This window comes from Roseivirga seohaensis (assembly GCF_001592945.1).
Lineage (GTDB): Bacteria > Bacteroidota > Bacteroidia > Cytophagales > Cyclobacteriaceae > Roseivirga > Roseivirga seohaensis.
In genome coordinates, this window is record NZ_LRPB01000001.1 from 25,776 (window position 1) to 38,670 (window position 12,895).

General features: G+C 38.0%; 11 protein-coding genes. 10 read left to right on the top strand and 1 reads right to left on the bottom strand.

The features are described 5' to 3' along the window. Positions 1-21: 21 nt before the first annotated feature. Positions 22-1,473 (bottom strand): NADP-dependent isocitrate dehydrogenase, encoded by a 1,452-nt coding sequence (locus AWW67_RS00135; RefSeq protein ID WP_053223836.1) that lies wholly within the window; start codon positions 1,471-1,473, stop codon positions 22-24. A 185-nt stretch (positions 1,474-1,658) separates the two neighbouring features. Between AWW67_RS00135 and AWW67_RS00140 the strand changes: the two genes are divergently transcribed. The 10 genes from AWW67_RS00140 to ruvA all read left to right on the top strand — a co-directional run bounded on the left by AWW67_RS00140 (position 1,659) and on the right by ruvA (position 12,883). After that, complete coding sequence (locus AWW67_RS00140; protein WP_053223835.1) at positions 1,659-2,444, top strand: enoyl-CoA hydratase/isomerase family protein; 786 nt, start codon at positions 1,659-1,661, stop codon at positions 2,442-2,444. 116 nt (positions 2,445-2,560) lie between these two features. Beyond that, positions 2,561-4,054, top strand: a complete 1,494-nt coding sequence (locus tag AWW67_RS00145) for a lipopolysaccharide biosynthesis protein (protein ID WP_062299378.1) — start codon at positions 2,561-2,563, stop codon at positions 4,052-4,054. 138 nt (positions 4,055-4,192) lie between these two features. Next, on the top strand, positions 4,193-5,905 hold the full coding sequence (locus AWW67_RS00150; protein ID WP_062299379.1) for a tetratricopeptide repeat protein: 1,713 nt from the start codon (positions 4,193-4,195) through the stop codon (positions 5,903-5,905). After that, a complete protein-coding gene (gene lolB1 / locus AWW67_RS00155; protein WP_053223832.1) occupies positions 5,883-6,656 on the top strand; it encodes a lipoprotein insertase outer membrane protein LolB1 in 774 nt (257 codons plus the stop codon). Before AWW67_RS00150 ends, lolB1 begins: the two co-directional genes overlap by 23 nt. Continuing rightward, the gene (locus AWW67_RS00160; RefSeq protein WP_062299381.1) at positions 6,643-7,827 is read left to right on the top strand and encodes a murein hydrolase activator EnvC family protein; all 1,185 of its coding nucleotides are present in this window, start codon (positions 6,643-6,645) and stop codon (positions 7,825-7,827) included. Before lolB1 ends, AWW67_RS00160 begins: the two co-directional genes overlap by 14 nt. A 148-nt stretch (positions 7,828-7,975) precedes the next feature. Next, positions 7,976-8,173 (top strand): Sec-independent protein translocase subunit TatA/TatB, encoded by a 198-nt coding sequence (locus tag AWW67_RS00165; protein ID WP_062299383.1) that lies wholly within the window; start codon positions 7,976-7,978, stop codon positions 8,171-8,173. Positions 8,174-8,185: 12 nt separating this feature from the next. Beyond that, positions 8,186-9,610: an Asp-tRNA(Asn)/Glu-tRNA(Gln) amidotransferase subunit GatA gene (gene gatA, locus AWW67_RS00170; protein WP_062299384.1), complete on the top strand. Its 1,425-nt coding sequence runs from the start codon at positions 8,186-8,188 to the stop codon at positions 9,608-9,610. Positions 9,611-9,624: 14 nt separating this feature from the next. After that, on the top strand, positions 9,625-10,986 hold the full coding sequence (locus AWW67_RS00175; RefSeq protein WP_062299386.1) for a lytic transglycosylase domain-containing protein: 1,362 nt from the start codon (positions 9,625-9,627) through the stop codon (positions 10,984-10,986). Between the two features lie 89 nt (positions 10,987-11,075). Continuing rightward, entirely contained in the window at positions 11,076-12,182 is a 1,107-nt protein-coding gene (locus AWW67_RS00180; protein WP_062299387.1) for a DUF4837 family protein, read from the top strand. 107 nt (positions 12,183-12,289) lie between these two features. Next, positions 12,290-12,883 carry a Holliday junction branch migration protein RuvA gene (gene ruvA, locus AWW67_RS00185; RefSeq protein ID WP_062299389.1) on the top strand — a complete coding sequence of 198 codons (594 nt, stop codon included), beginning with the start codon at positions 12,290-12,292 and terminating at the stop codon, positions 12,881-12,883. Positions 12,884-12,895: the final 12 nt, after the last annotated feature.

The following is a 12,895-nucleotide window of genomic DNA, read 5'->3' on the forward strand; positions in this document are numbered from 1 at the left end:
ATTAATCAAGATAAAATCTTCTTATTCACCTTGGCTTAAAGAGTAACCTCTTTCACCATCGAAGTGATATAAATGTTCTGTTTTGATAAAGTCGAAACCCGCTTCATGAATTTTTTTAATCAACTCAATTACATCCGAATTATTTACAATTTCATTGTTTGGATTTGTATATCGACATCTCCAGTGGTCGGTTTTGAAAATTTCTGGAGAGCCTTCAGGATACACCAAAACACCTCTATTAGAGATTAATTTCAGTTTCAGTCTGTCAGTAGAGCCTTCATTTAACAAAGCATCGCCAATCACATTCGGATCTCTGTCAGATGCACGCCAATCGATAAATACATCTACGCCCACAAGCTCCTTTTTCTTAGCTGGTTTTTCGGGAACATTCACCGAAACTTTTACGCCATTTCTATACTCTACTGGTTTTAATTTTTCAGGCTTTTTCCCAAGTCGCTCAATAACTGCATCAGCAAATTCTTTGGTACCCACTTTCTTTACACTTCGGTTAGCTCGGTAAATGTCTCCTGTATGAATTCCATCTTCCAAAGTTCTTAACCAAGCGTTTTGAATCAACTCTGCTTTATCTGCTTTGCCTAAATGAACCAACATCATAAATGCGCCATTTAATAAACCAGAAGGATTAGCAATGTTTTGTCCGGCAATATCAGGGGCAGACCCGTGAATAGCCTCAAACATTCCATGGCTAATTCCAGTATTGGCCGAACCTGCCATACCCACTGAGCCCGCTACTTCGGCAGCAATATCTGAAATGATATCTCCGTATAGATTCAAGGTTACTACTACGTCCAATGATTCTGGACGAGCCGCAACTACAGCCGACCCAATATCAATAATCCAGTGATCCGACTCAATATCTGGGTATTCTAACTTTACTTCATTAAATATTCTGTGGAACATACCATCAGTATGTTTCATAATATTGTCCTTTGTCATACAGGTCACTTTCTTTCTACCGTATGCTCTGGCATATTCAAATGCGTATCTTATAATCTTTTCAGAACCCGGTTCCGAAATCAATTTCAAGGTTTGAACCACCTCGCTTGTTTGCTGATGTTCAATTCCAGCATACAAATCTTCTTCATTTTCACGAACAATCACCAAATCCATATGAGGAAAATGTGACGGCACAAATGGCGGGTAAGCTCTGAATGGTCTTACATTGGCAAACAAACCAAGCGATTTTCTGATGGTTACATTCAAGCTTTTGTATCCTCCACCCTGAGGTGTGGTGATAGGCGCTTTAAGTAATACTTTATTTCTGCGAAGTATTTCCCAAGACTCAGGGCTTATGCCTGATTTATGCCCTGCTTTATAAACTTTTTCACCTATTTCAATCACATCATAGGCTAAACCAACATTGGCGGCATCCATAATACGAATGGTGGCGTCCATAATTTCTGGACCAATTCCATCTCCATAAGCGACTGTAATTCTATTTTGTGTTCCCATAAGTGATTGAATGTGTTTTTTCTTGAATTGGCTGCAAAGGTATCAAAGGAAGCCTTTAAAATGAATTAAAAGCCAAATTTATCGTCTTCCACTCATCAGATATTTTGAGCCAAGTACTTAACCTTGCTTTAGCCTTTTTAGTTTTCTTACATTGCTACTATCTTTGCAGCTTACTCAACTTAGCAATGGACTCATACCAGAATATAAAATTCGAAAATAAAAACGGAGTCGTACACCTTACCATTAATAGGCCCGACAAGTTAAATGCACTCAACACTAGAACTGTTGAAGAAATTGGCGAGGCCTTCCAAGTTATTTATGACTCTACCGATGTAAGAGCGGTAATCATTACTGGTGAAGGTGAAAAGGCTTTTGTGGCTGGCGCTGACATTTCCGAAATCGCAGAACTTTCAGAGTTAAATTCAAGAAAATTTTCAGAACAAGGCCAAGAGGTTTTTGCCAGTATAGAAAACTGCCACAAACCTGTTATTGCTTTGGTAAATGGCTTTGCCCTTGGTGGCGGCTGTGAATTGGCCATGGCTTGTCACATTCGTATCGCTACTGAAAATGCAAAATTTGGGCTTCCAGAAGTAAACCTTGGAATTATCCCTGGTTTTGGAGGAACGCAAAGACTGACGCAATTGGTAGGCAAAGGAAAAGCCTTTGAATTGGCGATGTCTGGTGATATGGTAAAAGCTGACGAGGCAAAAGCCTTGGGCTTAGTAAACCATGTAGCTGAAAACAAAGCTGAGGGTCTTCAAAAAGCAGAAGAACTATTGGGCAGAATTACCAGCAAAGCGCCTCTAGCTGTGGGCATGGTAATCGAATGTATCAACGCGGTGTATACCAACGACATTGACGGCTATCAGGCCGAAGCTAATAGTTTTGCCAATTGCGTAAAAACTGAGGATTTCAATGAAGGTACAAGAGCTTTCTTAGAAAAAAGAAAACCTGATTTTAAAGGAGAATAAGAGGCTAACTTCAAAGGATTTAACGGCAGGCCATAACATTGAACATGGTTTGGCGTTAAATCGAAAATCGAAAATTCATCTATGGCTCAAAGCATAAATACTTGTAGCTTCGCTTTATGAGTCAAATCAAAAAATTGGCGAGCCAAACGGCTTATTATGGCATCAGCAGCATTTTGGGCAGAGTGCTCAATTTTGCGTTGGTGCCATTCTATACCCGAATCCTTCCTGAAGAGGAATATGGAGTCGTTATTCACCTTTATGGTATCGCTGCTTTTCTTAACATTATTTACACTTATGGTTTAGAGACTTCTTTTTTTAGGTTCACCACAAAAAACAAGTCTATTGATGCCTACCATTATACGGCCACCGCAATTCTATTCACCAGTATTCTTTTCTCTGGTTTTATTTATTTGGATGCCGCCTCGTTGGCCAATTTTACTGCCGCCTCAGAGCACCCCGAATATTTACAGTATTTGGCGGCCATTGTATTTATTGATGCCATCGTTTCCATACCCTTTGCAAAACTTCGGTTGGACGATCGGCCTATAAAATTCGCGTTAATCCGACTTACTGTAATTGCAGTTACCATTGGTTTGAACTTATTGTTCCTTTTGGCTTTTCCGGCCATTACCAATGGAGAATACCTAAGCGTACTTCAACCTTGGGTTCAGAAAATTTATAATCCAGAAATAGGCGTTGGCTATATTTTCATAGCTAATCTTATTGCGAATAGCTTATACATTCCAATGTTATTTAAGGAATTAGGGCAAATTCGAATTAGATTCAAATGGTCGGCATTCAAGCCTATTTTAGCTTATTCCTTCCCTATTTTTTTAATGGGTTTAGCGGCCATGTTCAACGATCAGGGCTACACCATTTTATTTAACTTTCTTTTCGATGATCCAGAAAAAGAGCTCGGGGTATACGGAAGTGCATTTAAGCTGAGTGTATTGATGATGCTCGGAATTCAGGCCTTCCGCTATGCGGGCGAACCTTTCTTTTTCTCTCATGCTGAAAATAAAGAAGCACCGTCTCTATTCGCCAAAGTGATGCACTATTTCGTTGTATTTAACATCGCTATTATGGTGGCCATTGCAGTAAATATTGAATTAATAGCCGATGTTTTCTTAGGCCGACCGGGCTACAAAGCTGCGCTGTATGTGTTGCCAGTATTGTTAATAGGAAAGCTGTTTTTTGGAGTTTATGTAAACCTGAGTGTATGGTTCAAAATTAAAGACAAAACAATCTACGGCACTTATTTTACGGCTATCGGAGCACTTATTACACTAGTAGGCCACTTGTGGTTGGTAAGAATTCCTTCAATTGGTTATTTCGGGTCGGCCATTTCGGCCTTGGTTTGTTATGCTGTAATGTGTGCCTTATGTTATTATAAGGGCAGAAAAATCTTTCCTGTACCTTACAATTTCAAAAAACTCTTCTTGTATTTAATCATTGCGGTGGGAGTAATTTATGGATCAAACCTTATTTCGATTTCCAACGCTTATGTTCAATACGGAATTGATTTGTTTGTCACGGCAGTCTTTTTTGTAGCCATTTATCTTTTAGAAGGACGTGGATTTAAGTACAAAACCGTTGAAAAACGCCAATAACATAACTCTATTTACACTCATCAGAAAGCTTAAACATAGCCCACATAAAATGTGTTTCTTGATATAATTGAAGAACCGGTGAAGAAATACCTCCAACTATCCCTTTTCATTTTTTCTTTTCTGCTGTTTTGCAGCAGCATGGAAGCTATTGCCCAAGAAAAAACCGAAAAGAAGGAAAAAGAGAGTAATGAAGTTTCGAAATACGACAGGGCCAATGCTGAATATTTAATGATCGATGCCCAAAAATTCTACTTGTTAGAAGACTACGAAAGGGCTATCGCTTTTCTAGAGCAATCTTTAGAAGTTGACAAAAACAATCACGCGGCTTATTTCAAATTAGGGGAAATCTATTTGATACAGAGGAAGTATGACAAAGGACTAAAGTCGATTAAGAAGGCACAAGAAATTAAGCCCTACAATAAATTCTATTATATACTTGCTGCACAACTTCACAAGTCGCAAAGTAATCTACAGGCAGCTGCTTCGGAATATGAGTTAATGCTTAAAAACTCCACAGACTATCGTGAGTATTTACTGGATATCGCTGATGTATATGTGGGTTTGGGTAATTACGATCGAGCAATCAAAATGCTCGAGCTAACGGAAGAAAAATACAACTCTCCCCATAAATTCACTACCCAGAAAAAGGAATTACTACTTCAGGCCGGAAAGAAAAAAGAAGCGCTCGACATGCTGAAAAAGCTAACTGAGGATTTCCCTACGAATGAAAACTACAAACTAGAATACGCTGATTTACTCGCTTCAACAGGGCAGAAAACCGAAGCCGCAGACATTCTTAAATCTACAAATACTTCAGCCTCCTCTAACTTCTTATTAATCAACTTAAAATTAGAAGAAGGCGACTTTGAAGCTGCTAAACCAATGATTTCTGAAATCATGACCAATAAGGAAGCAGACCTTAGCTCAAAGCTTGAGTTAATGACTAATTTATCGGCTGCTGGATCAGACAAAATTCCTCTCTCCTTTTTAGATCAGCAGCAAAAAATGCTGTACTCCATATACCCTAACGATGTAGAAGTGATTAAAACAGGAGAAAAAGTTTATAGCGCCTTGGCCGAAAAAGCAAGTCCAGAAAATAAATCAGCCTATGAAAGCCAAGTGCTTACCGCATTAAATCAACTCAAAGATCTTAATCCATCTGACTACGAAGTATGGAATCAACTGTTGACGAGGGCTTACAATCAAAAATCTTGGGAAAGCCTGCTCACTAATAGCGAAGATGCTCTGAGCTATTTCCCTAACCAAGGTCTATTCTATTATTACTACGGAAATGCCCAGCTTTACAGCAGCCAAGGCGATAAAGAAGAAGCCAATTCCGCTTTCGATCAGGCTTTAAAGCTTGCCAGAAATGATGAGGCTTTGGCAAGCAAGATTCGAACAAAGAAATTGGAATTTGCTTTGGAAGAAGGCAATGTGAAAGAAATTGAGGAATATACGCCTCCCAAAACTACATCTGGCAAAGTAGATGATGGTGCAGTTCAAATGTTTTTGCGATACCTAAATGCTAATAGCGATCAAGAAATCATAGAAGGTTTAAATAAATCATTGGATCGTTTAGTCAAAGAATATCCATCGGACAGTGATTTATTTCATGTGAAAGCAAAGGTTTTGTTTCAATTAGGTAGATTTGCAGAAGCGAAACAGTTGATAGAGAATTTCTTGAAGCAAAAATCAGCCAGTATTACGGGTGGGCTTTTAGAGGTTTATGGTGATAACCTTTATATGCTAAACCAAATTGACGCAGCTGTTGAGCAGTGGAAAAAAGCAAAAAACACGGGGAACACTTCCGATAAAATAGATCAAAAAATTGCAGACAAAAAGTACTACTAGTAGAGCAAAACTGCTCATCCTCATTGTTTTTTCGGCTTTCTTTTTAGAGTCATGTAAAAGCACTTTCTTAGGAACAAATACACGCGTAAAAGAAGAGTTTCAAGTGGCAGAAATTCCTTTCGAGTACTTCTCTACCAAAACAAAATTTAAGTTTAAAGATGGGGAATCGAAGACCAAAGCTACTGCTGATATTCGGGTAAGAAAAGATAGTTTAATCTGGTTTAGACTTACGCCAGGCTTGGGTATTGAAGGAGCTAGAGGAATAATCACCCAAGATTCACTCTTAATGATTGACAGGGTGAACAAATCTTATTACGCCTATAGCTTTCAAGGGCTTAGCGAAAAATTCAACTTCGAATTAAATTTTGATCTTTTTCAATCGGTACTTATTGGAGATATGCCAATTGCACAAACCGCAGAAGATGACATTGTAGCACAAGCCAATCAGTTTACAATTGTTCAAAGAGTTGGAGACCTGACTATTATGAACCAAATTGGCAATAAAACGAAGAAGCTGGAGAAACTCACTGCCAACACAATCAAGAGCAAAAACACATTAGAGTTAAAGTACACTGATTTCAATATGCTCGAACAATTTGTGTTTGCCTTTAAAGCAGATATGATTTTACAGTATTTCCAAGACAATAAAAAAGGTGAAATTACGATAGATATTGAGCATAACAGAGCCAGAATTGAAGACGAACCACTTACATTTCCTTTTAGTATTCCCAACAACTATGAGCGTAAATAGGGCAATAGTCCTTTCCTTATTCTTTTTATTAGTGGGTTTTGACGGTACGGCTCAAAATCAAAGGAAGACTTTAGAAAATCAGAAAAATGAGATTCTAAAGAAAATTCAAGAAACGGAACGTATTCTCTCTCAAACTTCTACCAAGAAAAACAGCAGTATTGGCCGTTTAAAGGCACTGAATGAGCAAATCCAAACCCGTTCTTCTTTGATTAGTGCCATTAAGAGTGAAGTAAACCTACTGGACAGCGAAATCTCGGAAAACCTTTCCATTATTCAAGCCATGGAAAATGACTTAACTCAGCTAAAAAAGGAGTATGCTGAAATGGTTTACACCACTCAGAAAACCAGCAAAGGTTTTAGTGAAATGACTTTCCTATTTGCCTCATCTACTTTCAATCAGCTGTTTATGAGAATGAAATACATTAAGCAGTATTCTGAGGCACGAAAAAAACAAGCCGAACAAATCAAGATTGTTCAAAGTAGCATTGGTTTGCAAATTGCTGAAATTGAAGCCCAAAGAAAAAGCAAACAATCGTTACTGAATGATGAACTCACTGAAAACAATAAGCTTGAAGAGCTTAGGGGTGACCAACGAGAGTTAATCACCAAGCTTACCCAAGACGAACAAAGAATCAAGAAAGAATTAGAAGAACAGAGAAAGGCAGAAAAGCAACTTTCTGAACGTATTGAAGCGATTATCGAAGAAGAAAGAAAGGCTGCCTTGCTAGGCTCTGTTGATATGACTAAGCTAACCGAGGCATTTGCTAAAGAAAAAGGCAAATTACCTTGGCCTGTAGATGAAGGCTTTGTCTCTTCTAAATTTGGAGAACACCGCCACCCTACTATTAAAACCATTACAGTAAATAATCTTGGGGTTGACATTCAAACATCAGAAAATGCCACCATAAAGGCTGTATTTCCAGGGAAAGTAAGTAGTGTAATGTCTGTTCCGGGTTTAGGAAACAGTGTGTTGATTCAGCATGGAGAATACTTTACGGTATACTCAAAGTTAAAAACTGTGGTTGTGAAAAAAGGAGATCAAGTTCAGGTTGGTCAAGCATTAGGGCAAGTACTTACCGATAAAGACAATATTTCTCAGGTCAAGTTTAGGGTTCATTTCGAAAAGTCAACATTGAACCCAGAACTATGGCTTCAAAAACGATCGAAATAAAAGAGAGCATGGGCTTTATTCTATAAAAATAAGTCTAGTAGATTTTAACCCTAGCGTACAAATTCCGTTGACAGAACAAAATCGAATCAATTGACTTCATGGTTAGATTTTAGTTATCTTTGAAGTCTAAATTTAAATTTGAGAAATCATGCAGACAATATTTGCAATAGGAATGCCTGGGGGGATGGAACTGTTTGTGATTGTTTTTATAGTTCTTCTTCTTTTCGGTGCCAAGAAAATACCTGATCTCGCAAGAGGAATGGGAAAAGGCATTAGAGAATTTAAAGACGCTACCAAAGAAATTAAGAAAGAGGTAGACGAAGCAGGTAAAGAAATTGATAAATAAGCTAATTAACCATTGAAGTCTTATCACACACTCGATGAGATTCAAAGAGATATTAGACTTGAGGTAACTTCTTGCAGAGCACTTGTAGAACACTATTTACGTAACATTAAGTCGCATTCAGAGCTTAATGCTTTTGTAGAAGTTTATAGTGCAGAAGCTTTGCAAAAGGCAGATATTATAGATCGTAAGATCAAAGAAAACAAAGCCGGCAAACTTGCCGGCTTAATTTTTGGCATCAAAGATTTAATCTGCTACCAAGACCACAAAGTCAGTGGTGCGAGTAAAATTCTTCAAAATTTTGAATCTCAATTTTCAGCTACGGCCGTTGAAAAACTGCTTCAAGAAGACGCCATTTTAATAGGTCGCCAAAACTGTGATGAATTTGGAATGGGATCATCCAATGAAAATTCATTTTATGGCCCTGTTAAAAATGCGCTAGATCATAATAAAGTAGCTGGAGGTTCATCAGGCGGATCTGCTGTTGCCGTTCAAGCCGATATGTGCCAAATTTCTCTCGGTACAGACACAGGAGGATCGGTAAGACAGCCTGCTGCTTTTTGCGGAATTGTTGGCCTTAAACCTACTTACTCTAGAATTTCAAGATGGGGCTTACTGGCTTACGCCTCTTCATTCGATAGTATTGGAATTTTCTCCAAAAGTATTGAAGACAATGCTCGTGTATTAGAAGTTATTGCTGGAAAAGATGATAAAGACTCCACTTCTTCTTCAAAAGCAGTACCCATTTACAGTCAAAGCTTAGAGCAAAAAAACACCTATAAAGTAGCTTATTTACAAGAAGCGCTTGATACTGAAGCACTACAGCCAGAGATTAAAGCAGCTTTCGAGAATCAGATTACAGAGCTACAAAAAGCTGGGCATACTGTGGAAGCAGTGAACTTTCCATTACTTGATTACATATTGCCTACCTATTATATTCTTACCACTGCAGAAGTTAGTTCTAACTTAAGTCGATACGATGGAATTCGGTATGGTCATAGAAGTTCAGAGGTCACCAATTTAGAATCGCTTTATAAGAATTCTAGAACCGAAGGCTTTGAAGCAGAAGCCAGAAGAAGAATTATGCTAGGGACTTTTGTGTTAAGTGCCGATTATTATGACGCCTATTTTACCAAAGCACAAAAGGCGCGAAAGCTTATAAAAGAGGCCACCGAAAAAATTCTTTCGGAATATGATTTTATTATCATACCAACAACGCCAACCACAGCGTTCGATTTGGGAGAACATTCTAAAAGTCCGATTGAAGTTTATATGGCCGATTTATTTACTGTACAAGCCTCCATTTCTGGGCTTCCAGCGATTTCCGTTCCTGTTGGAAAAGATGACAACGGAATGCCAATTGGACTACAAATTATATCCGCGGCTTTTCAAGAAGCTAAACTTTTTGCATTTTCGAGAAACTTGATTCAAAACATTTGAACAGACGCTATACAATGAAGCGATTACACTGGGCATTATTACTTGTATTTACCTCGTTTTCCTTTATTCAACAAGGGCATGCAACCAACGATACAATACCAGAAGAGTTTAAGCCAAGCTACGATTACGCACCAGACTTTTCTTATGAAGAATTGCAGGCTCGTTATGACAAGCTAGACCTTGAAATCGACATTTCTTTCAATGATCAGGTTAAGGCATTTATAAATTATTTTACGGTTAGAAATAGAGACTATACACGTGAAATGATTAGACGCAGAGAAGTATACTTCCCGATTTTCGAGAAATACCTTAAAGAATACGACCTACCCGAAGAACTAAAATATTTACCAATTATTGAATCAGGCTTAAACCCAGGTGCCGTTTCTGGCCCTAAAGCCGTTGGTTTATGGCAATTTATGTCGCCAACAGCAAAGCAACAAGGCTTACAAATAGACTGGTACATTGATGAACGAATGGATCCTGAAAAATCTACCGAAGCTGCCTGCCAATACATTAAGTGGCTTTATGGAATTTTAGGAGACTGGAAAATGACGCTTGCTGCTTACAATAGTGGAATAGGAAATGTTCAAAGGGCTATGCGAAGATCTAATAAAGATGACTTCTGGGAAGTTTATAGGTACCTACCAAGAGAAACCCGCTCATATGTACCTCAGTTCGCTGCCATTCTTTATGCAATGGAATATGCTGACGAACACAACCTTTTTGTTGATGACCTTCAATACCCTATCGACTTTGAAGAAATTGAAGTAAATCAGTTTGTATACCTCAAAGCCTTTGCAGATGAAAGCGGAATGGATTTAGGCACGCTTGAAAAATTGAACCCAGCCATTAAAAAAGGAGCGCTTCCGGCTAATGCCAAGGGCTTTAAATTAAGAATACCGAAAGATGGAATGGCTTTATATGAAACCAATCGTGAAAACATTTTGGCCAAGGCAGAAGAAGGCAGAAAAGAATTCGAGAAAATGGCCACTAACATGCCGGGCAGTACTTTCGGAAAAGAAAAAGTAGTTTATCGAGTAGTGAGTGGCGATGTATTAGGAACAATTGCTAGAAAACATCAGGTAAGAATTGAAGACCTTAGGGCTTGGAACAATATTAAAGGATCAATGATAAAAGTAGGTCAAAGATTGAACATCTACACAGGCCCCGATTTCCTTTCAGACAATACAATTGTTACTGCCAAAAAAGTATTAAACCAGCCTATTCCTAGTTCTAAAGAATATATTGTTGAGCCGGGAGATACATTATGGGATATCTCAAGAATGTATGAAGGCTTAACAATTGAGCGCATTAAGGAGTTAAACGATCTGAACTCTACCAGTCTAAAACCAGGGATGAAATTGAAAATTGGTTAAAAAAACTTACAACTAATTTTTTAGTAGATAATGCTTGCAAATCAATTTCATATTACCTTTCTTGACATAAATAACTAAACTAATAGTTTATGAAGAAGCTCTTATTTCTAGCCATGATTTTACTTTCCATATCAAGTTGCGGCAGCAAATCAGAAAAGGAAGGTGAAGAATCAACAAAAATGAACCCTAACCTTCTACCTGATGCTACTGGACAATCGGGAGAGTTAGTGATTGTAATGAACAAAGAGAAATGGGACGGCCCTCTCGGTGAAGCATTGAAAGAAGTTTTTCACGCATCGGTGCCTGGCTTAAACCGAACCGAACCCTCATTCACTACTCGTGTTATAGAGCCATTTCAGTATAATAGAATTTTTCAACTATCCAGAAATGTGGTGTACATAACTACATTGGATGGCACCACCCCAGCCGACAACTATCTCAAGGGCATTCTTCCTGATAGTTTTAAAGAGAGGATTCAAAATGAACCCGACTTATTTATGAATACTTCTGATGACCAGTATGCAAAAGGCCAGAAGATACTCAACCTATTTGGTAAAAATGATCAGGATTTAATCAATCACTTGAAAGAAAACGGAGCCATAATAAGAAACTATTTTAATATGGCAGAACGAGAAAGGCTTGCTACTGATATTCGTGCTTCGGTAGACTCAAGAGCTATATCAGACAGAATTAAAGATAAGTTTGGCTATTATATTAAAATCCCTGTTGGATTTGAGTTGGCTACTACTTCTGATGACTTTATGTGGTCGCGCTATTTACCTGCAAGAGGCCCCAGCAAAAACATTTTTGTCTACTTTAAAGACTATGAATCACAAGACGAATTCACTCATGAAAACGTAATAAAGCTAAGGAATGAGGTTGGAAAAAAATACATTTATGGCGATCCAGAAAACAAAGAGTCGTACATGATAACGGAAACGGAATTCATGCGACCTGTTTTTAGAGATATTACATTTGATGGCAAATACACCGTAGAAATGCGTGGTGCATGGAAAACCAACAACTACTCAGTGGGCGGCACTTTTATCAGCTACACTTTCGTAGATGAAAAAACAAATAGGCTTTATTACATCGAAGGCTTTATTATTCACCCTAATGAAGAACATAGGGAGCTAATTCGCCAGATGGAATCGATACTAACCACCTTTAGAGCAGTAGATAACCCACCATCTTAAATCTGCTATTTTAAAGTTACAGACATTGATTTTACTCGAATATTCTTAAATTTAAGCGAAGGCAAGTTCAACTTGCCTTTTTTTATACTCAAGTACAATCAGAATTTATGTTTGCATACGTAAAAGGTAAACTAGCTTATAAAGATCCGACTTTTGTAATCATTGATATTCAAGGAGTTGGGTATGAAATAAAAATATCACTGAATACTTACTCCAAAATCAAGGATGAAGAGCAATGCAAACTCTTTACTTACTTCCATGTAAAAGAAGACATTCAAGTGCTCTATGGTTTTGCTGATGAGGCAGAAAAAAAACTTTTCACACTACTGATTTCGATTTCAGGTATCGGCCCTTCTATTGGCCTTATGTTCTTGTCATCGCTAAGTCCTTCTGAAATTATAAACGCCATTGCCACTGAAAATGTAGCCACCATTCAAGGAGTGAAAGGCGTAGGTGCAAAAACTGCTCAAAGAGTTATTTTAGAGCTTAAAGATAAAGTTGGAAAAGAGTCTGCTGATATGGCAGGAGGAAATATTACCTCTTCCTCCATTAATACTATAAGAAACGAAGCCTTAGCTGCGTTAGTAACTCTAGGCATCAACAAGGCAGCTGCACAAAAAAGTATTGACAAAATTTTGAAAAATTCTGAAGGGCAAATTTCACTAGAAGAATTGATCAAATTGGCACTAAAAGCGGCCTGATTTTTAGGAAGA